This window comes from Gallintestinimicrobium propionicum (assembly GCF_025567525.1).
In the GTDB taxonomy this organism is placed as follows: domain Bacteria; phylum Bacillota; class Clostridia; order Lachnospirales; family Lachnospiraceae; genus Gallintestinimicrobium; species Gallintestinimicrobium propionicum.
In genome coordinates this window covers 34449-59660 of the sequence record NZ_JAOQJY010000019.1, presented here as the reverse complement: position 1 = coordinate 59660, position 25212 = coordinate 34449, and the positions used below count along the sequence as shown (strand labels likewise).

Below are 25212 nucleotides of genomic sequence, written 5' to 3'. Positions count from 1 at the left end.
TTTGTTACTCTTCTTCTATGTCCATATGAATGACCCTTGTCAGGTCTACATAAGAACTTTCCATTTCCTGTTTGCTGCGCACGCTGCGGACTTCAACCTCGATCTGCTTGCCCGTCAGCTCCGCCAACAGTTGTTCCAGTGCGCCCTTATTTGCCGGTTCTTTGGTAAAATAATCGGACGCCAGCCCGTCTTCCACCACAAGCAGCAGCCGATTGTCACCGCCAAGGCTTAAGCGCGCATTTTTGAGATACGACTTCATCGGCTGCTGTGCACTTCCTGCAACCCGTGGCCACTTGGCTACGATTTCTTTGATTTCCTCGGGAACTGCCTTGGGCAGCTCTGCCCTTCTGACCGGCGCTGCTGCCTGCACTGCGGGCTGTCCTGTCGGCGCCGCTGCGATTGCAATCGAGCCGCTTTCGATCTGTTCCACCGTCTGTTCCAGCTTTCGAATCCGTTCCAGAAGTGTATCTTCGTTCGTCTCCATCTCCGGCCTGCACAGCCGAATCAGCGCCATTTCAATCAGGACACGTTTCTGACCCGCATAGCGAATCCTACCGGACAGCTCCGAAAAACACCGGATATCCCGCATGATCGCGTCTACTTCGATCTGCTGCGCTTCTTCTTTCAATCTTGCCAGATTCTCACTGGATATGTCAATCACTTCTTCACAAGAATCCCCGGAAGTTTTCACCAGCAGGAGGTTGCGCAGATACCAGGTAAAATCGGAAACAAACTGGCTCATATCCCGTCCCTGCAGCACGATCTCTTCCAGCACACCGATACAGCCCGCCACATCCCGCGCAATCACGCAGCGCAACAGTTTGCTGAACACCGACGTATCCACCGCGCCCAGCACGTCCAGCACCATATCGTAGGTCAGCTCGTGTCCGAAATGGAACGCAAGGCACTGATCCAGAAGGCTCCAGGCATCACGCATCGCACCGTCTGCGGATTTTGCAAGGTATTTTAACGCCTTTTCCTCGATCGGCAGCTCTTCGCCCGCCGCGGCAAGGGCTTCCTTCATGCGCTCTTCGATCTGTTCGACCGTCAGGCGCTTGAAATCATAACGCTGACAGCGGGACAAAATCGTAACCGGAATTTTATTGGCTTCCGTCGTCGCCAGAATAAAGATGACGTAGGACGGCGGCTCCTCCAGGGTTTTTAACAGTGCGTTGAACGCTCCCGCAGAAAGCATATGAACCTCGTCGATGATATAAACGCGGTATTTTCCTTCTGTCGGGGAATATGCCACTTCATTCACGATTTCACGAATATTATCGACGCCGTTATTAGACGCTGCGTCTATTTCTATCACATTCATGCTTCTGCCTTCTGCAATCGCCTTACAGGATGCGCATTCTCCGCAGGGGCTTCCGTCCACGGGATGCTCGCAATTGACACTTTTTGCAAAAAGCTTCGCAATACTCGTTTTACCGGTACCTCTTGTACCGCAGAATAAATAGGCATGACCGATACGATCCGACCGGATCTGGTTTTTCAGTGTTGTGACAATCGCATCCTGTCCCTTGACCTCTTCAAAGGTAGTCGGACGGAACCGTCGATACATCGCCGTGTAGGACATGGACGAACCTCCTTATGTTCTCCGCAAAGCAGACGGCGTCACGCAATGTACGCGGCGCCGTCCGTTGTCTTTTAATCTCCGAAGCTGATGCCCATCATCTTCGCCTCTCTGACGATGGATGCGTTGGGATCGAGCATTTTTAACTTACCTGCTACCTCTTCCAGCGGAACCTTGACGATTTCGCGGTGCTTGTAGCCCACCATAAAGCCGTATTCCCCGTCAAGAATCATCCTGCCTGCTTCTGATCCGAGCCGGCTGGCGAATACGCGGTCATAGGCACAGGGGCTTCCGCCTCTCTGGGTATGTCCGGGCACGGTTACTCGAACCTCCATGCCGCTCTTTTCCTGAATCTGCTCTGCGATCTCGTAGGAAACCGAAGGATATTTGTAGTTTTCCAGTTTTTTCTTATATTCTTTTTTCGACAGCTTGGCGTCCTCTTTGGAGATCGCGCCCTCTGCAACTGCCAGAATTGTAAATCTGCTGCCGCGGTTATGCCGTTCGTTGATTTTTTCCACAATCTTGTCGATATCGTAAGGAATTTCCGGAACCAGAATGATGTCCGCGCCGCCCGCGATACCGGCATTTAAGGTCAGCCAGCCAACCTTGTGTCCCATAACTTCTACGATAAATACGCGTCCATGGGATGCCGCCGTCGTATGGATGCAATCCAGCGCATCTGTTGCGATGTTGACCGCGCTCTGGAAGCCAAAGGTCATATCCGTTCCCCAGAGATCGTTGTCGATGGTCTTGGGCAGCGTTACAATGTTCAGGCCTTCCTGACGCAGCAGGTTCGCTGTCTTATGTGTGCCGTTGCCGCCGAGGATTACCAGGCAGTCCAGCTGCAGCTTATAATAGGTCTGTTTCATCGCCGCCACTTTGTCGACACCGTCTGCGCCGGGCTCACGGATCAGCTTGTAAGGAGTACGGCTGCTGCCAAGGATTGTGCCGCCCTTTGTCAGAATACCCGAAAAATCGTCATAGGTCATCAGACGGAACTTTCCGTAGATCAGTCCCTGATAACCGTCCTGAAAGCCATAGATTTCAACGTCTTCCGTGCTGTTGTAAAGCACCTTTGCCACGCCTCTCATCGCTGCATTCAGTGCCTGACAGTCACCGCCGCTGGTCAGCATACCTATTCTCTTCATCCCAAAGTCCTCCTTCTCTGTGCTGCGCCCTCTGCAGCCATCATTTAACTAGAATTATATAATATTTTAAAAATATGTACAAGTGACTGTAAAATTTTCGCTTGCATATTAGAGATTTTTCGGCTAGAATGATGATGTTGTAAAAATATATGGAGAAGTACCCAAGTGGCTGAAGGGTCCGGCTTCGAACACCGGTAGGCTGTAACAGGCGCGAGGGTTCAAATCCCTCCTTCTCCGTACCATGGGGCTGGGTTCGTTTTATGAACCCAGCCCTTTTGCGCACCCTTGCCACCCGGCAGGCATACTCTAATAGCAAATCACCTGCCGCCAAAGCCGATTCTTATGACTTTCTTATGGATAATCCCCGAGGCCGCGTTTCTCGCCCTCTCCCTTTCCCTGGATACATTTGTCGCCGGGCTTTCCTACGGAAGCAGCAAAATCCGTCTTCCTCTGGTCTGCGCTGTCACTGTCAGCCTGGTCTGCTCGGGTGTCCTCTGCCTTTCCATGCTTGCCGGATCCCTCGTCCGTCCATTTCTTTCCCCTATCGCAGCCCGACTGATCTGCTTTTTACTGCTTGTCTGCATGGGCACCCTTCGGATTCTCGATCAAGCGATCAAATCCTTTCTGTGCCGTCACGATGGCTTTTCCAGAAATTTCATGTTCCGTGCCCTGCATTTCCAGTTTTTTCTCTCCGTCTACGCCGATCCCTGCAAGGCGGATGCCGACGCCTCCAAAAGCCTTTCTGTCCCGGAATCCGTCTGCCTCGCCCTCGCGATGTCCTTAGACGGTGCTGCAGCAGGCTTCGGTGCAGCCCTCGGGAATCTAAATCCTGTCGCCGTTCTTTTCTTTTCCCTCCTATTCGGATTTACAGCAATACAAGGCGGCTTCCTGCTTGGAAACCGCCTTGCACAAAAAACTCATTTTTCTGTTGACTGGCTCTCCGGAGCCCTGCTGATTCTGCTGGCATTTTTGCGGCTGATCTGAAGCAGAGACTGTGTGTTCTCTTACTTTCCGGATAAATAAACCGCACAGGATGCGCCCGGCAGGATAATTTCGTCTTTACGGATCAGTTCTTTTCCGTTCCAGGCAAAAATAACCAGCGTGCCTTCTTTATTGCATGCATTGACGATCAGATCCGTCCCCGGAATCTGCAGAAGATGCCGAGGCCAGTTGCCCGTCGCCCATTCGCCGAGGTAACGCAGCTTTCCGTCTATCGAAAATGCAGACAACGTATTCGCGCCGCGGTTGCAGACAATCACCGTCTTCTCATCCGCCATGCAGATTGTTCCCGGATAGTTTGTTCCGTCAAATCTGCTCGTCTTTACACACTCGCTACAGCCACCGTTTTCCCAGCGGCGCAGCGTACCTCCCAGCTCCTGAGCGCTGAGCAGCTTTCCGGATTCTTTCTCCGGCAGCAGCTGACGCGGTCCCTCACCGGTCGGCAAAACCAGCGCTTCCAGTTCTTTTTCCGGCAGTCCGTCTTTTAACTCGTAACGGTAAATCCGGTCACAGCCAAGATCTGCAAGGTACAGAATGTTATCCTGCTCGCTGACCCAGTGCGCATGCGGGCAGATTTTTTCTGTCTGTGCATCGATCATGCCAGCACCCGGACTGCGATGCCAACGGATTTTCTCGAGATCATAATCCACTGCAAAGAAATCCCCGGTTCCATAGCAGCTCGCATACAATGCCTTTTTCCCGGCATACAGATGGCACAGCTCTCCACCCGGAAGGAAAATCTTTTTGCCGGTCGGGACAGGAATCCCATCTTCCGAAAGGCGGTACTGATAAATGTAAGCGTGTTTTTCTCCGACCAGTTCCGCAACTGTATACAGGAAGCCTCCATGCAGCAGGCTAAAGGACGGACTGTCTCCCTGCCGGATTCCGCCGGTTATTTCTGTATGCACTTCCCCGGTTTCCGTATTTTCAAAAAGCTTTACCGCAAGCAGGTCACTGCCCGTTTCTGCACCGTAACCGCTGCAAAGCAGCCTGATTTCCTGTTCCATGATTCCTCTCATTTCCGCGCACGCTTTTTGCGCATGCCGAGTTTGTGTCACGTGTGCGCAGACACAAATCTCACGATTGAAAAATTATATTTTTCAATCTTCCTCCGTCAGGTCAGATCCAGATCGGTGTCAAGCCACCAGCGCAGGACATCCTGGATCTTCGCATCCCAGTATTTCCACTGATGGTCGCCGCTGGATTCTTCCAGCTTCATCTCGTAGCCAAGCTCTTTCATATATTCCCATGCTCTCTTATTTCCCTCGTACAGGAAATCCTCCGTGCCGCACCAGCTGTAGAGTCTGGGAATCGGTTTCCCGGAGGTCTTGAGCTTCTTTGCAAGCGCCATCAGATCGTTATCAGAGCCTTCCAGCTGCTCCAGAGAACCATAAATTCCTCTGAACAGAGCGGCATCCCGGGTATCGCCATCCAGATGTCTTCCAACATCCTCTATAATATCCAGACAGCCGGACAGAGATGCTGCTGCTCCAAATGTCTCACTTGCACCAAGGCCAAGCTTCCATGCGCCGTAGCCACCCATCGACAGGCCTGCTGCCAGATTGTCTTCTTTTTTATCCGACATCTGCGGGAAAAATTCTCTGCAGATTTTTGGCAGTTCCTCGGAAATATAGGTCCAATAACGCATTCCGTAGGTTGTATCGGTATAAAATGCAAGATGTGTGGTGGGCATAACAACTGCAATCCCAAGCTGGCTCACATAACGCTCGATAGAGGTTCTGCGCTGCCAGATTGTCTGATCGTCGCTCATTCCATGCAGAAGATACATGGTTTTTAACTTACCTTCCGCACCTTTTCCCTCCATTCCGATCTGTCCGTTTGTCTGCTGCGACAGAATCACGTCCGCTGACGTACACATCCCCAGTACATCAGAAAAGAAATTCACATGTAAAAGTGCCATTTTTATCCTCCTCTTTTTGCCCTTTCAGGGTTATTCTCATGCAATTATTATCTTCTTCCCTCCCGCTTTCGTCAAGATAGTTTCGAGAAGCGACTTTTTTAAAAAAAGATTGACAAATTCTGACAATTCCATGTAGAATAGAACACGGATTTCGGAGAATTCCGTATTCCTGCCCAGATAGCTCAGTTGGTAGAGCAGAGGACTGAAAATCCTCGTGTCACTGGTTCGATTCCGGTTCTGGGCATTTTTTATTTGAATTTTAAAAAGGTTTCAACTCTGTACGGAGCTGAAACCTTTTTTGGTGGGTGAAGCATTTTTCTATGGAAAAGGACAACAAGTACACCGTCTCGTTTTGCGCATCATTGTCCAAACTTAGTGTAAACTCTTTTTCTATAATCGGCAACTTAAATTCTATGGATTTCAGCCACTGACCATTCTCTTTGCGTTCTTCGTAAATCTGCACATTATCCACTAACTGCGACAGGAACTCCCGTTTCTCTACTTCGTTCATTTGAGCATACAATTTATCAAAGAAAATGAGTGCCTTATAAATGTTATCCCCTGTAATCTTATCTGCCAGCAGAGAGCGTTTCTTAGCCTTTGCAGATACCAGCAATTCCTCTGCCTTGCGGTCAAAAAATTTGACCACAAGTTATATTTGTTTATCCGTCAGCAAAAGTAATCTATCTATTACCGGATGAATAATTGCGGTTTCTATAATCTGGTTAATTGCACAAAGTTTCTTTCCAGCATCTTTACTGGATGCTCCGCAGTGATAAACCAGTTCTGTCTCCTCACCATAATCAAGTACAATTAACCTGTCATGACAATCGGGATTAGGCTTAATTTGAAGAGAAGGATATTCATTTTGAAAATCTGTCACTAAAGATTTTGTAAGAAACCCCTTCCCACCTTTTCCATTTTCTGTGAACAAAACAACCTCCACACCATCAGCCTTCTGAGAAAGATGTTGTAATGACTTTGCATTCATATAATCATCTACAACATAGATTGATTTCTTTGCTTGCTGATAGATTTCTATGTAAGCAATGTCAGCCTCTAACTTCTGTCCTTTATAAATCACAAAATTCTTTTTGTCTTTATCGGTAATAAAATTATCTGCTAAGATATTCACATCTTTTTGAATTGAATCTACCTTATTCTCCATTCGGTCCTGCCTCTCCGTTATTGTTCCAACCTTTGCTGTTAAAAGATCCATTTCATTTCTGGTAACAAACTGCTGATTCTGCCTAATATAGTGACGCATCTCCCTAAAAGTACGCATAATAAATATACTCTGTTGTTCCGCTAATTTTCCACGAAGAACTGTTGCAAGCATATAAATTCCTTGCTCTGTAAATGCGTATGGTAAATATCTACGTCCGCCTTCCTGTCCAGCAAAAAATCCTTTTTCCGTGAGGTCACAATTTGTGACCTCACGGAATCAATTTCACCATTAGATAGTCGAAACATAAAATCTTCCGGAAATCTTTCTATATTTCTTTTTACTTGTTGATTTAACTTTTTTACTTCATAGCCATAAATTTCTGCCAAATCTTTATCCAACATTACCTGCTGTCCACGAATTATATACACTTTACTACGAATATCATCTGTAGTAATCAATTCTTTTGTTTCTTCCATTCTTCCTCCAAACAAATCTGTTGCAATTTCTATAAGCTGCTTATATCGTTCCATTATCGTGAAGCCACAAATTGGGATTTCACAGGTTAATCCTCCACTATACTCTCCATCTGCTCCAACTTCTGCAAGGCTTTCATATACGCCATTAATCTTTTATACTGCTCATCTCCAAGGCTGTGAATCTGTTTCAAAATTCTAATATCCGCTCTGGTAACTTCATAATCCATATCTGCATCTTTGTATTCTGGATCAATTCCTTTTCCTGTCAAAAGCTGTTCGGGAGTAATCTCCAATGCATCACATATAGATAACAGGCAGTCCGCTTTGGGATTTGTCTTTTTCTTCTTCCAGTCACTAATGTTACTTGTTGCAATCCCGGTCCTTTTTGATAGTTCCAACTGAGTCATGTTCTTCTTTTCCATCATATAAAAAATTCTTTCACTGATAATCATGATTTTTCCTCCATCAACATTCCGTATATATCCGTATTTATAAATTTATTCATCCGTCTATACGGTCATATTATCATGCTGCAACTTTTCTTTCAATAGAGATTTTTGTATTTCTGAACTTTGTTATATTCTTCTCTTTATATAGCTCCGTGTACAACTGTCTTATTCTTTCCCTACGAAGATAAAAATCCGGATCAGGCAAATTATCCAAGTCCATTGCTTCCGCATACTTTGCTACCATTTCTCCAATAAAATTTGCTAAATTGCTCCATACATCTCTTTCTTTTAAAACCATTCAAATTTGTAAATATTTCCTAAATGCTTTTGTGAACTTTTTCCTTCAAAAACATTACAAATTGATATTTGGTTTTTTGAAAATTATTGTTCTCAAGTTTCTATCAAATCGAGTAGAAGGCGGTGATTAGCCGCCGTCCTCTCACACTACCGTGCATACCGTTCGGTACACGGCAGTTTCAATAGTTAGCGTGCATGGACTGATAGGCTGTGGCTAAATCATAAAAGCCCCAGTTTATCAGCCTTTCTTTATTCAGCGCCCAAATCACAGCTTTGTTATTACTGATATACCAATACATTCGTAAAGTAAACGCACCATAGCAAGTACCTTTTTCCATCCGTTTATATCTGCAATAATAGTCTCATACTATACACAGTCAAAAAAGTTCAGTACTGAACTTTTTTGACCAGCGTCAGGAGGTTAGACTATGAGCACTCAAACCAGTTTCGTTGCAGAACAGTTTCGACTACAGCAATGGGCAAATCAGATCAAGGACTGTCAGAACCGTCCCTCTGATATGAAAGTGGATGCCTGGTGCCAGGAGCATGGCATAACAAAAGCAAATTATTACTATCGCCTGCGGCGAGTCCGGGAAGCCTGTCTGGAACTCTGTGAACCGTCCCCTTCTTTCGTGGAACTCACAGCATCTACAGAAAGTATGCCGATTAAAGGCTCCCATACACATTCCTCTGTAGCTGCAGCACTTCATACAGAAAGCGGAATCACGATAGCTCTCTATAATGACGCTTCACCGGAGTTCCTCAGAAATCTGATAGGAGCAGCCAGCCATGCTGAATGATGCTTCAGGATTTCAGAAAATATATCTTGCTACCGGATACACGGATCTGCGCAGAGGCATGGAAGGACTGGCAAACATCATTCGTTTCCATTTCCATTTAGATCCCTATGACAGAAATACCCTGTTCCTGTTCTGCGGCAAGAGAACATACCGTATCAAGGGACTCCTGTTGGAGGAAGATGGTTTCCTGTTATTGTACAAACGGTTAGATACCGGTGCTTTCAACTGGTCAAGGAGCAAAGAAGAAGCACTGGCAATTACTCCGGAACAGTACGCGATGCTCATGCAGGGACTGGAGATTGTTGCCAGACACCCGATAGAGCAGACAGAGGATTCGAAGAAACTCTTTTAAGTTTTGTCCATTTCGCAGAAATTTTTTGTGGACAGTTTTATCTCGCTGGACTTGCAGTCCGCTGTTTATTCACAATGATTCTGTTCTGTCACCCATGCGGCTGGGAAGGCAGGGCAATTGTGGACAACAGTACTGAAAATCTGAAAGGAAGCAGTGATTGCTCAGGTTTTCAGTACTGTTCCACCGTCATAATGACGAAGGGAAAACAGCCACCGGCTGGCGGAAATGTGGCATATCTGCTATAATGGCTCCAATAAGAAAAGGAGCTCCACTATGGCAGTCAGATACACCGAAGAACAATTGAATACCGTTGACAAGTCCCTTCTGATCCAGATGGTTCTGAACCAGCAGGAACAGTTGGAGACCCTAACCGCCGAAGTCCGTTCCCTCAATAGGAAGATGCAGCTGATGATGGAGCAGATGGTTCTGGCAAACAGAAACTGATACTTTAGTAAATGGAATTTTCAGAGTATAATGAGTTTATTAGAAAATTGAAAGCGGGTGGTTATCATGACATTAGATAGTGTTTTGACAGGTATTGTAACAGGTGTTGTAGCATCCATTATTATAATAGTGATGCAGACAATCTTTGATTACATTAAGCGAAAGAAATATGAGATGTTTCATTTTTATGAGTTCGATTCATTTGATATAGATGAATGTGCACCTCCTGAATATTTAAGGGAATCAGGCAATGCAGGACATACAAAAGTCAAAATGGAACTTCCATTTGATATGAAATGTGTTCAAGTATTTCTTAAGAACGGGCTGATTTATGAAGATTTTAATGTTCCTGCTAATTCGCCAATTTGGATTTGTTGTGATTGTAGTATCGATGATTTACTCGGGTCTGATGAAGAAATTGGTTTTACAATGAAGTGTATAACAACTCAGAATGAAAAGAGAGAATACGAGTATAAAAAGATTTATACCATGTTAGAAAAACCTATTCGATATGCACTCAAACTTAAGAAGCAGCATTTCACTCTAGCAACAGAATTACATTGATCAAAAAATGTTAGCCTCGGTGGAGAAATCCATCGACTCCCAAAACTGCGGATCCATTAAATTCAGTTCCGTATCCATATCTTCTGCTGTCGCAATTACAGTTGGGACCTTCACAATGACTGTCATGGTAACCGTTCGTATCATATTTTGTATAATCATTATTCATAAATCCCATCCTCTCTCTCTAATAGATGTTCATGTTTATTTGTTAATATAAAAATAGCACACTTGTAGTCCAATAAAAAGGACTCATAAGTCGTGCTATCTAAACTAAGTTCAATTGTCCAATTCCCGATTGGATAATTTCATTCTCTCCGTCTTTGTAAGCCATATAGAACTGCCGCATTCCCGCAATATTGCTTCTTGAGAAACCTCTTCCGTATTCTTCTGTCAAATATAATGACAAGGAATCCAGGACTTTTGCTCCATACTTAGCTCTTTCTGCTCCCTGTTGTTCCTGCTCTACAATATATCTTCCCAGCAAAAAACTGGTAAGAACCGTAATTGCATTTGCTATTTGTCCCATATTACTTCTGAACTCTTTCCACAACACCGCTAACAAGTCCCTCAACCGCAGTCAGTTTTTTCTTATGAGAATTTACAGTATATGCCGGCTGAAACAAGTCTGTATTTATTGCATTTTCCTCATCTTTCTTTTCTTCCGCTTCATTTTCCGACCATTCATAGAGTACTGCTGCCATATGCTTGCAGTTTCTACCATCTAATGCATAAGGACATGAACAATACATATCTGTAACTTCTCCATTACTTAAGGATATCTCTACTTCATAGTCCTCTGAACCTATTACATCGGCTCTTATAATATCATCTGATATTTCATATTAACACCATCTTTTTTCAATAATCAAATGATGAAAAAATGCAATTTCTTTATATCCATCCATATCAGACACCCTCATCTCTATCTCCACCATTTTATCCTGCCAGTCAGTGTCCTTATGAATCTCCTGATTTTGTTGCATATCCCAGAAGGTTCTCATACCAAGTGTCTTCGTAATCACAAGTTCCGGACACCATTTCTCAATATCTGCATCCTCATAATAATGAATAGCTCCATATTTGGAAGTCATCCCATCATTTCCATCAAGCAAGCTATGTGCATGCTCAAAATCATTTAAAAGTACAACCATCTGCATAACTCTTCCTGCACGGTTATGTTTCACAATCGAAATCTTTCCATCCGTTTTCAGAACCCTCGCAAACTGCCTAACAATATCCTCTCTGTCCTGTGCATACTCTAATACATTGTGGCAGATAATCATATCAAAGGACTCATCAGCAAATCTGCGCAGTTCATCAGTACTTCCGGTAATTTGTGTATACTGGTTATCTGCCCATCCTTCCTTTACACTATCTTCATCAGGTTCAATGGCTGTTACATCATTATGCTCTGCCAAATAATTTGCAGTTACTCCGATACCACTGCCGAAATCAAGTATCTTCTTATCACAAATGTCTCCTAATTGTTTCCAGACAATTCGCTTCATGAGACATTCCCAAGGTTGTAACTCTGTCATTTTTTTACTCACCATACCAGCTCCATTTCATCTTCCATTTTCGCAAAGCCGTATCTCTCATACAACGGTCGTCCCATATACGTTGCCTCTAATGCAATCTGTAGCACACCCTGTTCCTTCGCATCCTTTACCAGCAAATCCAATGTGTGAATTGCAATTCCCTGTCTTCTATATTCCGGTGCAGCATACATATTCATAATATACGCCTTTTTACCAGTCGGATTATGATATGTCGGCATCACCTGATAAAAACTGACACCACCTGCACCGACAAATGCCCCGTTATCATACACCAAATATGCAATATGCTCTCCTGTTTCCAACGCACGCCTATAATATGCATATGATTCTTTCTCCACAACGAACATATCCTCATCATCTGGCAACTTATTTGCTGCACGAAGCACAATTATTCTTGTTCTTACCAATTCATCGATATCTTCCATTGTTGCTCTTTTATATACAAATTTTTGTATCATTCTTCACCTCTGTCACTACCTCAAAACTCCGGCAATTCCAAAAATATAACCTCATTCTCATTTGCTACACCTGTATATATTTTGTCTGAATACTGTCCTATTGAACAATAATGATTCATAACATACCTTGCTGTGTATGGCATTTCCAGTTCATCCAATTGTTTTAGAGAAAACCAGTTCAATTCTCCTTCATTCGAGACCAAATCATCACTAACTTCTTCATTAAGCATTGCGAAAAAATAGTAATTTTGTCTTATCTCCCCTTTCGTTCTTCGTAAGGTAACATATCTAAGAGAAAGATTCCGAATATTATCTTCACAAAGTCCTAGTTCCTCATTCATCTCTCTTAATACACAAGCCTTTGCATCATTTAGCTCAAATTCTTCAAAATGACCTCCGGCAGAACCTGTCCATACATCACTTACAACTCTTCCGCCCTTTCTGAATAAGAGCAGTACTTTATCATCCTTTAATAAGTAAATTGACGTCATATTTCTTAACTTTCCTGTCATAACTCAAACACTCACTTTCTGCCCCAATGATTTAGGTGTATACATATTTCATATATCAATCCACTGTATAAATGCGGTTTTATCTGAACTGTTATAACCGGCATTTCGATAGAAATTCAATGTACTTTCTTCCTTTGAACCTGTAAGCAACATCATCTTGTAGCAATGATTCTCTTCTGCAATTTTCTTGGCAAAATTTAGGCAATCTGCAGCATAACCTTTCTTTCGATACGCCCCATGTGTTACCACATTTTCATCCAATCTATATCTTAAAGTTCCATCAGCCCGTTTTCATCAAAGTAATAAATATTCTCTTTTTTATAACCATACTTTGAATCTGGAAATGATATGTGCGGTTCAAATGTAAAATACTTCACATCGCCAAGCTTCGTCACATTACCTTTTTCAATGTAAACTCTATCACCTTTGGTTTTTACAATGGAATGCCCCAGATTGCCCATAAAATCAAGATTCAAAAATCCATTTTCTACGATGTACTTATTCATATGATAGTACAATTCCTCACAGGTTGTTTCCTTCGTGGCAAAACGCAATAATTCTATATGTAATTTTTCTTCCATCTGCAGACCGCTTTTCCATTCCGGATTTTCAATCAGCCCTATTTCCTCTACAACCTTACCATTTTCCACAATAATAGTTCTCGCATAGTCTCCCCAGATATTACCTGCCTGCGGACTTAAATCAATGGTTATAATATCGTTATTTCCTATAACTCTATCCGAAGTTACATACTGCTTACCAGATACAGAAACAGTTGTTTCATCTCCTGCAAATACAAATGCACCAACATCCCAATACCAGAACGAATCTGCACCCAACTCTAACAGTTTTTCCTCACATAACTTTCGAATCTCGAGTAAATTCATTCCCGGCTTGATAATTTTCTTTATGTATTCTATAGTCTGTTTCGCTGCCAGCTGTATCCGACTGTAAGACTGCTTTTCTATCTGCAGATACTTTTCAATCAATTTAGGCTGAATCAGTGGATAAGTCCAGTTTTGTGGCAACTCATCCATAAGTTCAACCTTCTCCATCTCACTTTCCAGCTTACCAGAAAATTCCGTTATTTCTGCAAAACATAATAATCCAAATGTTTCCTCACCGGTCTCATTTACACTATTCTTACCCGTAACGGAATAAACGCATATTGGCTTAATATCAAACCGGATAGCACCTGTTTCTTCCTGAAGTTCTCTCTTGGCAGTTTCCAAAATATCTTCTCCAACTTCACGATGACCTCCCGGAGCCTCATAGGTATCTCGCTCCTTATGTTTGCAAAATACCCATTTGCCATTGCTCAGTGAAATAATTACTGCAAATTTCAATAGTGAATCATCTACTGTATCGTAAAATTTTACTTCCAACATATCACTTTTCTCCTTCCCATTCTGCCATAAACTCTTCAAGAAAGTCCTCCATAACATCTTCCCACCAGCTTTAAGAATTTCTTATCATTCATCTGCTCATTCGTAACATACTCCCCATCGCAAAATAGCGCATAAGTCGTGATCGGTGTTGGTACATTCTGAGCATCCTTCCTGCTTTCGATCTTCACAGCCTTGAATGGAATGCCATTCTTCTGAGCGGTTTCTTCCAGGATTGGTACATACTTTGCATTGAAAGGACATTGGTTTGTATAATAAAGAACATAGCCACGTTCATTTATATGAGGATGTTTTGCACATTCCTTGAACACCGGTGGCTCAGTTTTCTCTTCAAATGGCAGATACCATAGCTGGATTCCATTATCAGCCTCATCACAAGCTTCAAATCCTTTATATTTTAGAAACTTCGGATCGGCCAGAAATGGCTTTTTCCTTGCTGCCGCAAGAATACATAGGCCTTCCTTCCCCTTTTCTTTGCTATCCTCAATACACTCGGAAAGTAAGTCACTTGAATATCCATGACCTTTGAAAGATCCAGACACCCACAAACAATTAATATACATATAACCAGGTGCTTCGATTGGATTCCATGCACACTCCGCAGGTATGTACTCAATAAAGCACTTGCCGCGTTCTACACTCTTAAGAAACACAAGACCTTCATCAAATCTATCCGCAAGCCATGCCTTCTTTGATGATACCTGAATATCTTTATTGTTGGAAATGGCACAGCAAATGTGCTCCTTTTCAAGATTTTCTTTCGTAACTCTAATATATTCCATACCTTTAAGCCTTCCTTATCGGATGTCTGACCACAGTCTTCAGTTTCTCCGGCGCCACCTTCCGCGCATCACTCAGATAAATCTCGTGGTGCATTCTCTGATCCGTTATATCAAGTGTATATCCCTGTTCTTCCATAAATCTGTGCATTGCATCTACCGTAGCAGGCTCATCGTCATACGCTCCGATATGCATACACTGTACACATAAGCCCTCCTCATAGGAAAAAAACTCAACCTTAGAAAAATCCTGTTTTTTCTTTGCCGTAGCTTTCCTGACAGCCCAGTCGAAATCTTCCCTGGTAACAAAATCTGGCAAGCGAATAACAGAGATCCACTTAAAATCTTCCTTACGAGCATAATCAATTCCGGATACTCCGTCTCGCCTGCCGGTTCGGTCGGTTCGCAGCATGGCGTCCCCCGGACGCCGCTCACCCTGCCACCAGAATCCCTCTAATGGCGGCACGACATAATCGAAATATCCATCAATCTGATGATCTTCCTTTTTGCTCATTTTAATCGTAAATGCAATTCCATACAGAAGGCCGATAGCCTGCTTATATTCTCCATCTTCATCATTTGGATTGCCGCTTCCTCTCACTGCTATATAATTCATTTTCGGGACTCTGACAATAGACGGTGTTCCCTTCGGCATATAAAATTCCTTGTATTCCTTTTTATAATCAAACATCATTTTCCTAATCCTCCATAGATTTTTATTATTTCCTCTGCATTCCTGCGAATAATGCCCCGCACTTCTTCCGGCTCAAGCACCTCTACTTTTGCTCCAAATGTCATAAGCCATGTCACAAGGTTTTCCATATCCGTATAGTCTGCTGAAAAGAGCAGCCTTCCATCGTCTGTTTCTGTAAAGCAGTTCGGTCCAAATTCTTCAACCAGCCGCCACTTCATATTCGGTGTGAAAAGAGCTTTTACCTTTATCCCACCCGGAAATATCTTCTCATTTGACAAATCCGGCATTGGTACATCTCTGCACAGAAATCCACGGTCCGTTTCAACAACACAATCCATACGGTTCAGTTTGAACAGCCTGTAATCTTTACGTTCTAAACACCACCCCCATACATACCAGCTCGACCACTGGAAAACCAGATAATATGGTTCTACCCTTCGCTTGCTCTCTCCGGACGGAGCATAATACTTAAATCGTATGATGCGCCTGTTTTCTATTGCACTCTGTATTACCTCGATCTTTGGAGCAAGAGAACCCTTATACCATGAAGATAAGTCAATCAGCATAGAGTCTCTTCCACTGATGAACTCTGATGATCCGGTCTGGATTTTCTCCATCAGCTGACTGTAGTATCTGCTTCCGCTCACACTGTCAAGACTCCGCAAACCCGCAAGAATCATCTGCATATCTTTGGAACTCAAAATCGTCCTGTCCATACGATATCCATCCATAATACTAATACCACCGCCGGTACCCTGTGCAGTTTTTATAGGAATACCCGCTTTACAAAGATCTTCAATATCCCGATTTATTGTCCTTCGAGATACCTCAAATCTTTCTGCCAGTTCAGGAGCCGTTGTCTTTTCTTCCTGCAGTAAGATTGACAATATACCGATAAGTCTATCTATTTTCATCGTTTCTTACACTCCATACATATCATACTTGATTCAACACGACAGCTATATGTCGTGTTTATTATATCCGCGAAATTTTTTTCTGTATACAATAGAATGCACGCTCCGCAAACATTCTATTGTCATAAACAAAAAGCCTCCGAACATCAGGTTTTATTCCCAATGTCCGAAGGTCCAATAGCATTAGTTAAATTCTCTCTTTCTTATAAGCCGAATTTTCTTAAGTTCATATACCCGAGACTTCAAATCTGCGATTGCCTCTTCCACTTCATCCTCTGCAATAACAGAGTTGTATTTGGCTATTCCGTAATCCTCAACGATGCTTGTTATTCTAGCCCCGGCATCCTTGGAAGAAGCACCACACAGAAAGACTCTCTCATTCGCCGTTCCATAATCCAACACGATAAACCGATCATGGAATATGCCACCAGTCTTCTTCATTGACAGTTTTACAGTTGGCTATTCCTTACGGAAATCCGTATATTCTATGTTGTGAAATTTATTATTTCCAACATTATCGCTGAATAAAATAATATCTACTCCTGTCGGAGAATTCTTAAGATGCACCAGCGTTCTTAATCCAATGTAATTATCAACGACATATATTGATGACTTTGCCTGCCTGTAAACAGACTCGTAAACCTCATCTGCACTACTAAATTTTGCATTAAACATAAGCCATTTTTCATCATCATCTGAAATAAAACTGTTCATCATATCCGCAAGTTCAGATTTCGTCACTACAGAAATATCAAGCAGTCTTGCAATTGGTGCCAGCAGTTCAATATCCGGCTTGGAATTACTATTCTCCCATTTGCTTCATCTCCTAAAAAATTCAAAAGCTTTTGTATACTCAGCATCTCAGATTCATATAGATTACTTGCTATCCCTGATACCTTATTCTTTCTACCAGCGTTTCCTTTTTCAGATTACTGCTTAAAACGCAGGAAAGTACAATCTGCAACAGACCGACCAAAAAAATCATAATAAAAATTGGTACGATTGGAACATGATAGATATTCATTCCAAATATTCCATTATGTTTTGCATAGGAAAAAAGTGCATAGCCGAGCGGCAGACCAATGATCAAAGCTACGCATATGGTACCAACCGTAAAAATCAGTCCCTGTAACTGCAGGCATAAATTTAATTGTTTATTTGTCATACCCACAGCCTGTAATATACCATATTCCTGCTTTTTTGTCGTAATATTCATGATCATGGTATTCGCCATATTCATAAACCCGATGAGTCCTACAATAGCCATAAACAGATAACAGCCAAGCTTCATCATGCTGCTTGCAAATTCGGCAGATTGTAACTGCGCATGATAAGTATCCATTTTTATATGCGAAGTATTAGAAATCAAAGTATTCAGACTTTGTTCTACAGATGCCACATCTTTTTTATCACAGTCCACCCACAGATAGCCATAGGCTGTTCCTCTCGGATTCATGGAACGATATACACCTTCCGGAATGACAAGATAAGTGTCCGCACTTACAAAAGATCCTGCAATCTTTCCCTGATAGGTATAGGTTTCACTTCCATTCTCAAAGTCAAATGCAATGGATTCACCCGGAGCATATCCATCTTGTTCCATCCACGTTGACCAACCAAAGAAAATTTCACCATTCTTTACCGCCTGATCATAGTCCATAGAGCCAATATCCCCGTCCTGGCGCATAAAATCAAAATCATTTTTACTCACAATATCAGCCGGAAATCTTGTTCCGTTCAGATTTACAGAGACAATCTCTCTCGTCATGACATCTGTCACTCCTGGAATGCTTTTGATTTCTTCAATCATTGAATCATTCAATGGATTATCCGTCAGAATCGTATCCAGATTATTCTCCGGATATCTTTCATCGTACTCAGCAGAATAGTCAAGCTGCAGTTCAAATTGTCCATGATTAACGGAAAGACGTGCTTCATGCTCCGTATCAATATTTCCTACATAATTAGAGATAATCACAAACAATGCGCAGGAAAGCCCCAGTGTGAGGATGGTACCAATGGTTCTTTTTGGATTACCCGTTATATTTGCCATTGCCATAGAAAACACGGTGACATTTTTTCTGCCATTTCGTTTTCTTTTTTTGTGTGTTTCTGCATTTTCTAAATACCGTGTTGCTTCGATAGGTGAAATCCGTGAAACAATTTTCATTGGTTTACGCAGCGCCAAAGCAACGGTAAAAAATGACACGAAAATACATAGAAGCATAACAGGCAGGGAAAACAGTGGCATCTGCTGATTTTGGACTCCCATAGAGCCCGTTCCGGTTGATACAAGGTTTCCCTGTTCTACCAGCCAGTTAAAACCGCATTTTGCAATCAGAAAACCAAGAAGCAATCCAACCGGTATTGAAAAAATTGTCAAAAACATACCCTCTCTGAAGATCAGTTGTTTCATCTGCTTTTTTGTCGCTCCCAGAGCCTTGATTTTTCCATACTCCTGTATCTTGTTGACAATACCGACCTGAAAAATATTATAAATGACCACAACAGAGAAAAGTACAATTGCAAGAATCAAAACCCCGCATACCGCAATCGTTTCATAACTCGGCTGCAAGACCCATTGCAAATAGAGATCATTGACTATAACGTTTTTTTCTTCGATTCCACAAGCTGCTGCAATCTGCTTTATAACCGGTTCAATATTATTCATAGATACATTTGCAGAATCGTTTAACGTAAAATAGATATTATACTGTCTGTCATTCTCTGCGGCGTGCTCATCATAAAACTCCTGTGACCCGAAAGCAACATAAGATGCCTCGATGGTATACTCATCCCGATCATATAGGATTCCGCTGACAACAAACTCTTCCGGCTTATATTCTGACTGCATCCCTGCGCGGTAATCCAGTGTAACCGTATCTCCGACCTTTACATCATCATATCCCATTGCACGAAAAAAAGCTCTTCCGGCGGCAATTTCCTGCATTTTTTCCGGATACTTTCCTTCCTTTAACTCATATTCCTTATTATAGGGAAGCATTTTTCTTGCAGTCTCATCCATGCAGACAAACCCGCCTTTTTCATTGCCTTTTATGATGCCTTCTGTACACATAATTCCTATTACATCTATTTCTGCACGGCGGCTTACTTCCTTTAACTGCGAGGCATCTGCTGCGACAAACAGACCATAATTGCTTCCATATGAGCCTGCCGCCTGACTTTTCTGCAAACGTATCATTCCATTTCCCACAGTACTGATAATCACAAGCAGCATCGTGGTCAGACATATGGACATCATAATCAGTATACTTCTTGTCTTGTTCTTTTTGTCATTGCTATATGCAATCCTGCTTATTGTCTTCATCTGAAATCCACCACCTGTCCGTCCTCAATCACCAGAATACGGTCAGCGACCTGTGCAATTTCGTCATCATGGGTAATCATTACAATTGTCTGTCCATATTTTTTTGCTGTCATCTTAAGCAGAGCGATTACCTCATCACTGGTCTTAGAATCAAGATTTCCTGTCGGCTCATCTGCAAATATAATTTCCGGACGATTCACCAGTGCTCTTGCAATTGCTACTCTCTGCTGCTGTCCTCCGGATAACTGATTTGGCAGATTATAAATCCGGTTTTCAATCCCCAGAGTTGCAATAATATCATTTACATACGCTTCATCCACTTTTCTTCCATCCAGCCCCAGTGGCAGTACAATATTTTCCCAGACATTAACAGATGAAACCAGATTAAATGCCTGAAAAACAAATCCGATTTTTCTTCTGCGGAAAACAGCAAGGGCATCTTCCTTCATCCTGTATAAATCTTTCCCTGCTAAAGTAACACTGCCTTTTGTCGGGGTGTCTAGCCCTCCAAGCATATGAAGTAATGTACTTTTACCGGAACCTGACTTTCCAACAATTGCGACAAATTCTCCCTGCTCAATCTGAATGTCCACCTGATTGACCGCTTTGACCTGATTCTCACCTGCGCCATAAAACTTACAAAGCTGCTTGGTTTCTAATATCACACTCATGTGTTGCCTCCTTTTCATCCTATATCCAAATTGTATCAGGGCAATCTTTCATTTCACTTTCAAAAAACGAGCAGAAGTCTTACAGAATTGTAAGATTTCTGCTCACTTAAAATTTAACCAACATATGGTAATTGAATCACAAACGTGCTTCCTTTTTTCTTTTTGCCGGAGGTTACCGTAATCGTACCTGCGTGTTTTTCGATAATTTCTCTCGATAGAAAAAGTCCGATTCCTGTACCACTCTTTTCCATGACCTCCTTGGAACTTCCTCTGTAAAATCGTTGAAAAATTTTGTGATACTCATTCTGCGGAATACCAATTCCCTGATCCTCAATTTCCATTCTTACAAGATCGTTTCTTTTTTGTAACCGGATAAATATTTTTGAACCACACGGACTGTACTTGATTGCATTATCTAAAACGTTGATCACAGCTTCACCAAGCCACCTTTTATCCTGCATAATCGTGCATGTTTCCAGCTCTTTTTCATAGTCAAAAACGAATTCAATTTCTTTTTCATCCGCTTTAGGATAAGTGCGGTTCACAGCAGATATGACAGTATCCATAAGCGTAAGTTTTTTCTTATTCATCTGAATCAATCCAGTTTCCATCTTGGATATTTCAAGAAGCGACTGCAATAATGTCTCCAGTCCATCCAGAGCACTCCGACAACGGATACGAAACTCCTCCTGTTCTGTGGCACTTAAGTCATTCTGCATCAGCACACTAAAACATGTATCCAAAGCTGCAACCGGTGTCTTTAACTGGTGAGAAATATCAGAAACCATTTCTTTCGTGCTCTCTTTTTCTTCCCGTGCTTCTTCCTTTAGCAACTGAATATGATGTCCGATTGCTTCAAGCTGGTCATTCAATTTTTCCAGTTCTGCTGGATTTTCCGTTTTCAGTAAAGCATCAAATTTATTTTCACGGAATCTGATCAGAATTTCTTCCAACTGGTCTAAAATTTTCTGATGACACGCATCTTCTTTTTTCTTCCAATAAAGTAAAAAAGTCAAAAGAAGCACGCATATCACAGTGCTTACAGCACCGGTCACCATAACCTGATGCCGGAATTGCGAATAAAATGCATTCCCTTTATTCCCCCAGTATCCATATTGCTCCAATAATCGCCTTCCCTGTTCGTTAGTTTCAATATCCTTATCCTTAAGCAATTCCGAAACAGCATCCAGCCCGGAAAATTCTTCCTTTGCAGCAATGTCTGTCATAAGATTCATTTTATATTTATAATCTTCATAAAACACATACGTGGTAAAGCAATTTAATATTGCAAACAATACTATGACAGGCACTACTAAGGAGAGCACTACTGTAATCTTCTTGCGATATCTCTTTGTCACTGCCCTACTTCCTGATTCCATATATACCCAAGACCTCTGATATTTTTTATATAGACCGGTGCAGCCGGATTGTCTTCAATTTTCTCACGGAGTCTTCTGATATTGACAGCGATTGTATTTTCATCCACAAAATCCCCTTCCAGATCAAACACATTTTCCAATATTTGTGTTTTTGAAAGAATCTTTTTCGGATTCTGAAGAAAAAAAGTCAGCATTTTCAACTCCGTTTTTGTCAGACTGATTTCACGACTCTTTATCAAGACTTTCATTTCTCCTGCGATAAATACGATATCTCCCGAAATCATCTTTCCGGCTTCCGTTTTCTCCTGTCTGCGGCGGAAATGTGCTTCTATTTTCAAAAGAAGTACCGAAAGACTAAACGGCTTTGTAATATAATCATCTGCCCCTGCTTCATATCCCATGACCTGATCCATCTCCTGATCTAGTGCTGTAAGACAAATAATGTATGTATTATAATTGCATCTCATCCACCTTACAAATTCCAGTCCATTCCCATCCGGAAGATTCACATCACAAATGGTAACATCCACATTATTATCACTTGCAATTCTTTTCGCTTTTTTCACTGATTCTGCTGAAAAAACCTCATATCCGGATTTTTTCAGTGAGAATGTAATTCCACGATTTAAATTTTCATCATCTTCAACCACGAGTATACCTGGCATAGCATCTGCACCTCTCTTTATTAACTATTCATCTTAAAATGCTTCAATGCCTCCACAATTGCACTCTCTTTATCTTCTGGACACTGCGGTTGCCTGCTATCTTCATTTTTAGGTAAACAATAGAATGCACGCTCTGCGAGCATTCTATTGTCATGAATTAGGACTTGAAACAAGTTCCAAGTCTGTCGCGGCAGTCGTCGAATTGCCCTGCAAGCAGTCCATTCTCCTCGTTGCAACGCGCAAATTCTTTCCAACCTCAATTCCGCATTTTCTCTTTACCTGTGAGATATACAGATTGGAAACCTTCATGGAGTTAACACCCTCAATGTCCGCTTTTGCAGTTTCAATATCCACTTTACGTTTCAATAACATTCTAAAACTTCTTCCAACAACGCTCTTTTAAGAATGCGCCAATGACCTCTAGTGGCTCACCTTCATAATATTGCACCAATAACTTCTTAAATTCCGGTACATCCTTTTCCGGTATAACTAAAAATCCCATACCTTGTGCAATCAGATAATGATTGGCAAAAATAACCGATGCTCGCTTATTTCCATCTTTGAACACCTGCGTTTTCATACAGTACATACATAACTCAATCGCTATCTCTATTGGCTCTTTATCCTGACTTCTAATTTCATCTATTCGCTCGATAACCACTGTTTCAATAGGTAATGGTGGTACATAGTTTGTTCCGCCTATCTGCACAGGAATACCACGAATACGACCTCCATCATAAAAGAAACCTTCATTAACCAACTTTGCAATATGACAAAGCATATGATAATTACTTTCACTCTGAATCACATCTCTATCTAAGATAAATTCCCAGGCGTGTTTCAAATTAAGAATCTTCTGCACATCCGTAGCCGATACCCCATGGACTTGTCCATTCTCGATAATATCCTCCGTTTGCGGAAATGTCGTTGCGACACCTTCTAACACTGCCTGATCATAAATGTTCGCTTTCAAATTTGCTCTGGCAAAATCCAAATTTTGTAATACTCTCGCTGAAAGTTCTTTATCTTCGTAACCAAATGCCGCTAAATCTTTATTGATTTTACGAATGGCTTTATTTAAATCTTTGCGTTCCTTGGCATTACGCAAAAGTAACTGATATAGTTCATCTGAATATACGTCTACATAAGTAGAGGTCAATTTACCTGCTGCTCGCTTACGCATATACAAATATTTTGAACCATTTGATTCCTTAATTTCCGGATTTCCATCATATGGCATCAGATTAAGCCTCGCCTGTATATCCGCTTTTTGCTGTAATAATTCTTGAATTTCTGAATAATTTGCTCCCATTCATTTCACCTCTCTCTTTTTAGGGAACTTTTATGCTATATATTATATTAAAAGGTTCCCTAATTATCAAGAATTGTTTAGGGAACTTTTCGACATGTTGTTTGTCGCAAAAGTTCCCTATTATTAAATTTAGTGCACCAAAAGGATTGCTATACAAATAAACATAACAAAAAATTTAACCTTACCGCATTACTTCTTAATATCTTGTGCTTTTAGTAATCTGATTTGATGCTAGAATATAAATAGTACAAGCCAAAATGAGAAATTCCAAATACATATTAACATGGTACAATAGAGACATGCTGAAGGAGGATCTCATATGGCAATGCAACATGACAAACAATTTAAACTTGATGCAATCCGGTATTATCAAGACATTTATCTCGAAGTGTCTGAGAAGACGGAAGCTGCCCAAAAGGCTGGACGCCGGTTTTCCGTCTCCGGAATGTTGAAATTTTTAGGTGTCTCACGTTCAGGATATCGTGCATGGCTCCACCGCGTGCCTTCTGATACAGAAAAACGCCGTGAATCTGTAAAAGTAAAAATACAGGATATATATGATGATTCCAAGCAGAACTACGGTGCTCCGAAAATCACTGTAGAATTGCGGAAAACCGGTGAAGTCATTTCGGAAAGAACTGTTGGTACATACATGCGTCAAATGGGAATCCGTGCCCAGTGGAGCAAGCCATGGACAATTACCACAAAAGATTCTGATTTCAGCACTGAATTACAAAATATCCTCGATGAGCAGTTTAATCCTGACCGCCCGAATGCCGTCTGGTGTTCGGATATCACCTACATCTGGACAATAGACGGATTTGTCTATCTGACCAGTATTATGGATTTATTTTCCAAAAAAATCATAGCATGGACACTTTCAAAAACACTGGAAGTATCCTGCGTGATTGATACGATAAACAAAGCCAAAGCTCGCCGAAATATCGACCAGCCATTGATCATTCACTTTGATCGTGGCAGTCAGTACGTTGCGACGGAATATAAAAAAGTAACAGAAAATATGCAGCGTAGTTACTCAAAGAAAGCATTTCCGTGGGATAATGCCTGCATTGAATCCTTCCATTCGATTATCAAACGTGAATGGCTCAACCGCTTTAAAATTCACGATTACAAGCAGGCATACCGCTTGATTTTCGAATATCTGGAAGCTTTCTACAATACGAAACGAATTCATAGCCATTGTAACTATATGTCACCAAATGAATTCGAACGATTGTATAAAAGAACACACACTGAGGCTGAGCTTCTGGCGGGTTAAAATGGGAAAAGTTTCTCATTTTAACTTGTACTAAATCTTGACATAGGACCAGGCAGCCT

32 protein-coding genes, 2 tRNA genes and 1 pseudogene are annotated in these 25212 nt (G+C 41.9%); 8 read left to right on the top strand and 27 right to left on the bottom strand.

The features are described 5' to 3' along the window. Positions 1-4 precede the first annotated feature (4 nt). Both dnaX and OCV62_RS13565 read right to left on the bottom strand, forming a co-directional pair. Positions 5-1582, bottom strand: coding sequence for a DNA polymerase III subunit gamma/tau (dnaX, locus tag OCV62_RS13570; RefSeq protein WP_021915396.1), 1578 nt, complete (start codon positions 1580-1582; stop codon positions 5-7). A 71-nt stretch (positions 1583-1653) separates the two neighbouring features. After that, entirely contained in the window at positions 1654-2727 is a 1074-nt protein-coding gene (locus OCV62_RS13565) for a 6-phosphofructokinase (protein ID WP_021915397.1), read from the bottom strand. 151 nt (positions 2728-2878) lie between these two features. Here OCV62_RS13565 and OCV62_RS13560 point away from each other — a divergent pair. Together OCV62_RS13560 and OCV62_RS13555 are read left to right on the top strand one after the other, a co-directional pair. Further along, positions 2879-2964, top strand: a tRNA-Ser gene (locus OCV62_RS13560). A gap of 105 nt (positions 2965-3069) precedes the next feature. Then, complete coding sequence (locus OCV62_RS13555) at positions 3070-3711, top strand: manganese efflux pump (protein WP_262587275.1); 642 nt, start codon at positions 3070-3072, stop codon at positions 3709-3711. A 20-nt stretch (positions 3712-3731) separates the two neighbouring features. On the opposite strand, the gene OCV62_RS13550 is transcribed toward OCV62_RS13555, so the two are convergent. Together OCV62_RS13550 and OCV62_RS13545 are read right to left on the bottom strand one after the other, a co-directional pair. Further along, the gene (locus OCV62_RS13550) at positions 3732-4745 is read right to left on the bottom strand and encodes a lactonase family protein (RefSeq protein ID WP_262587274.1); all 1014 of its coding nucleotides are present in this window, start codon (positions 4743-4745) and stop codon (positions 3732-3734) included. Positions 4746-4840: 95 nt separating this feature from the next. After that, a complete protein-coding gene (locus tag OCV62_RS13545; protein WP_262587272.1) occupies positions 4841-5647 on the bottom strand; it encodes an alpha/beta hydrolase in 807 nt (268 codons plus the stop codon). A gap of 171 nt (positions 5648-5818) precedes the next feature. Between OCV62_RS13545 and OCV62_RS13540 the strand changes: the two genes are divergently transcribed. Then, positions 5819-5891, top strand: a tRNA-Phe gene (locus OCV62_RS13540). Between the two features lie 15 nt (positions 5892-5906). On the opposite strand, the gene OCV62_RS13535 is transcribed toward OCV62_RS13540, so the two are convergent. From OCV62_RS13535 to OCV62_RS13515, 5 genes are all read right to left on the bottom strand, one after another. Beyond that, positions 5907-6296 (bottom strand): hypothetical protein, encoded by a 390-nt coding sequence (locus tag OCV62_RS13535; protein WP_021915414.1) that lies wholly within the window; start codon positions 6294-6296, stop codon positions 5907-5909. Positions 6297-6299: 3 nt separating this feature from the next. Continuing rightward, positions 6300-6986, bottom strand: a complete 687-nt coding sequence (locus OCV62_RS13530; RefSeq protein WP_021915415.1) for an oRF6N domain — start codon at positions 6984-6986, stop codon at positions 6300-6302. Beyond that, entirely contained in the window at positions 6956-7345 is a 390-nt protein-coding gene (locus tag OCV62_RS13525) for an ORF6N domain-containing protein (protein ID WP_262587269.1), read from the bottom strand. Before OCV62_RS13525 ends, OCV62_RS13530 begins: the two co-directional genes overlap by 31 nt. 32 nt (positions 7346-7377) lie before the next feature. After that, positions 7378-7743 (bottom strand): helix-turn-helix domain-containing protein, encoded by a 366-nt coding sequence (locus OCV62_RS13520; RefSeq protein WP_021915417.1) that lies wholly within the window; start codon positions 7741-7743, stop codon positions 7378-7380. 73 nt (positions 7744-7816) lie between these two features. Continuing rightward, positions 7817-8038, bottom strand: a complete 222-nt coding sequence (locus OCV62_RS13515) for a hypothetical protein (protein WP_262587266.1) — start codon at positions 8036-8038, stop codon at positions 7817-7819. Positions 8039-8465: 427 nt separating this feature from the next. Between OCV62_RS13515 and tnpA the strand changes: the two genes are divergently transcribed. The 4 genes from tnpA to OCV62_RS13495 all read left to right on the top strand — a co-directional run bounded on the left by tnpA (position 8466) and on the right by OCV62_RS13495 (position 10197). Continuing rightward, positions 8466-8837 carry an IS66 family insertion sequence element accessory protein TnpA gene (gene tnpA, locus OCV62_RS13510; protein WP_262587264.1) on the top strand — a complete coding sequence of 124 codons (372 nt, stop codon included), beginning with the start codon at positions 8466-8468 and terminating at the stop codon, positions 8835-8837. Further along, positions 8827-9189 (top strand): IS66 family insertion sequence element accessory protein TnpB, encoded by a 363-nt coding sequence (gene tnpB / locus OCV62_RS13505; RefSeq protein ID WP_021915557.1) that lies wholly within the window; start codon positions 8827-8829, stop codon positions 9187-9189. The genes tnpA and tnpB overlap by 11 nt, the downstream gene beginning before the upstream one ends. 273 nt (positions 9190-9462) lie before the next feature. Further along, the gene (locus OCV62_RS13500; RefSeq protein ID WP_262587262.1) at positions 9463-9633 is read left to right on the top strand and encodes a hypothetical protein; all 171 of its coding nucleotides are present in this window, start codon (positions 9463-9465) and stop codon (positions 9631-9633) included. A gap of 66 nt (positions 9634-9699) precedes the next feature. After that, positions 9700-10197, top strand: coding sequence for a hypothetical protein (locus tag OCV62_RS13495; protein ID WP_262587260.1), 498 nt, complete (start codon positions 9700-9702; stop codon positions 10195-10197). Here the strand turns inward: OCV62_RS13495 and OCV62_RS13490 are convergent, their stop codons facing one another. The 18 genes and pseudogenes from OCV62_RS13490 to OCV62_RS13405 form a co-directional block, all read right to left on the bottom strand. After that, positions 10198-10341, bottom strand: a complete 144-nt coding sequence (locus OCV62_RS13490; protein ID WP_262587259.1) for a hypothetical protein — start codon at positions 10339-10341, stop codon at positions 10198-10200. Positions 10342-10462: 121 nt separating this feature from the next. Next, entirely contained in the window at positions 10463-10750 is a 288-nt protein-coding gene (locus tag OCV62_RS13485; protein WP_262587258.1) for a DUF1016 N-terminal domain-containing protein, read from the bottom strand. Then, positions 10725-10976 carry an SWIM zinc finger family protein gene (locus tag OCV62_RS13480; protein WP_330667395.1) on the bottom strand — a complete coding sequence of 84 codons (252 nt, stop codon included), beginning with the start codon at positions 10974-10976 and terminating at the stop codon, positions 10725-10727. Before OCV62_RS13480 ends, OCV62_RS13485 begins: the two co-directional genes overlap by 26 nt. A gap of 63 nt (positions 10977-11039) precedes the next feature. Further along, positions 11040-11750 (bottom strand): class I SAM-dependent methyltransferase, encoded by a 711-nt coding sequence (locus tag OCV62_RS13475; RefSeq protein WP_262587254.1) that lies wholly within the window; start codon positions 11748-11750, stop codon positions 11040-11042. After that, positions 11744-12214, bottom strand: coding sequence for a GNAT family N-acetyltransferase (locus OCV62_RS13470; protein ID WP_262587253.1), 471 nt, complete (start codon positions 12212-12214; stop codon positions 11744-11746). Before OCV62_RS13470 ends, OCV62_RS13475 begins: the two co-directional genes overlap by 7 nt. A 20-nt stretch (positions 12215-12234) precedes the next feature. Next, positions 12235-12726 carry an NUDIX domain-containing protein gene (locus tag OCV62_RS13465; RefSeq protein ID WP_262587251.1) on the bottom strand — a complete coding sequence of 164 codons (492 nt, stop codon included), beginning with the start codon at positions 12724-12726 and terminating at the stop codon, positions 12235-12237. 48 nt (positions 12727-12774) lie between these two features. Beyond that, entirely contained in the window at positions 12775-12987 is a 213-nt protein-coding gene (locus tag OCV62_RS13460; protein ID WP_118763448.1) for a GNAT family N-acetyltransferase, read from the bottom strand. An 8-nt stretch (positions 12988-12995) separates the two neighbouring features. Then, a complete protein-coding gene (locus tag OCV62_RS13455; protein ID WP_262587250.1) occupies positions 12996-14114 on the bottom strand; it encodes a M24 family metallopeptidase in 1119 nt (372 codons plus the stop codon). Between the two features lie 35 nt (positions 14115-14149). After that, the gene (locus OCV62_RS13450; protein WP_262587248.1) at positions 14150-14914 is read right to left on the bottom strand and encodes an N-acetyltransferase; all 765 of its coding nucleotides are present in this window, start codon (positions 14912-14914) and stop codon (positions 14150-14152) included. Positions 14915-14918: 4 nt separating this feature from the next. Beyond that, a complete protein-coding gene (locus OCV62_RS13445) occupies positions 14919-15605 on the bottom strand; it encodes a GyrI-like domain-containing protein (protein WP_262587246.1) in 687 nt (228 codons plus the stop codon). Further along, on the bottom strand, positions 15602-16519 hold the full coding sequence (locus tag OCV62_RS13440; RefSeq protein WP_262587244.1) for a helix-turn-helix transcriptional regulator: 918 nt from the start codon (positions 16517-16519) through the stop codon (positions 15602-15604). The genes OCV62_RS13445 and OCV62_RS13440 overlap by 4 nt, the downstream gene beginning before the upstream one ends. A gap of 183 nt (positions 16520-16702) precedes the next feature. After that, a pseudogene (locus tag OCV62_RS18535) lies at positions 16703-17337 on the bottom strand (hypothetical protein); the annotation flags it as partial. A gap of 65 nt (positions 17338-17402) precedes the next feature. Then, positions 17403-19847, bottom strand: coding sequence for an ABC transporter permease (locus tag OCV62_RS13430; RefSeq protein WP_262587242.1), 2445 nt, complete (start codon positions 19845-19847; stop codon positions 17403-17405). After that, on the bottom strand, positions 19844-20518 hold the full coding sequence (locus OCV62_RS13425; protein ID WP_006426335.1) for an ABC transporter ATP-binding protein: 675 nt from the start codon (positions 20516-20518) through the stop codon (positions 19844-19846). Before OCV62_RS13425 ends, OCV62_RS13430 begins: the two co-directional genes overlap by 4 nt. Before the next feature lie 113 nt (positions 20519-20631). After that, positions 20632-21897, bottom strand: a complete 1266-nt coding sequence (locus OCV62_RS13420) for a sensor histidine kinase (protein ID WP_262587241.1) — start codon at positions 21895-21897, stop codon at positions 20632-20634. Continuing rightward, the gene (locus tag OCV62_RS13415; protein ID WP_262587240.1) at positions 21873-22562 is read right to left on the bottom strand and encodes a response regulator transcription factor; all 690 of its coding nucleotides are present in this window, start codon (positions 22560-22562) and stop codon (positions 21873-21875) included. The genes OCV62_RS13420 and OCV62_RS13415 overlap by 25 nt, the downstream gene beginning before the upstream one ends. A gap of 150 nt (positions 22563-22712) precedes the next feature. Beyond that, on the bottom strand, positions 22713-22934 hold the full coding sequence (locus tag OCV62_RS13410) for a hypothetical protein (protein WP_262587239.1): 222 nt from the start codon (positions 22932-22934) through the stop codon (positions 22713-22715). Between the two features lies 1 nt (position 22935). Then, positions 22936-23874, bottom strand: coding sequence for a DUF6788 family protein (locus tag OCV62_RS13405; protein ID WP_262587238.1), 939 nt, complete (start codon positions 23872-23874; stop codon positions 22936-22938). Between the two features lie 319 nt (positions 23875-24193). Between OCV62_RS13405 and OCV62_RS13400 the strand changes: the two genes are divergently transcribed. After that, complete coding sequence (locus OCV62_RS13400) at positions 24194-25153, top strand: IS3 family transposase (RefSeq protein WP_262587237.1); 960 nt, start codon at positions 24194-24196, stop codon at positions 25151-25153. The last annotated feature ends 59 nt before the right edge of the window (positions 25154-25212 follow it).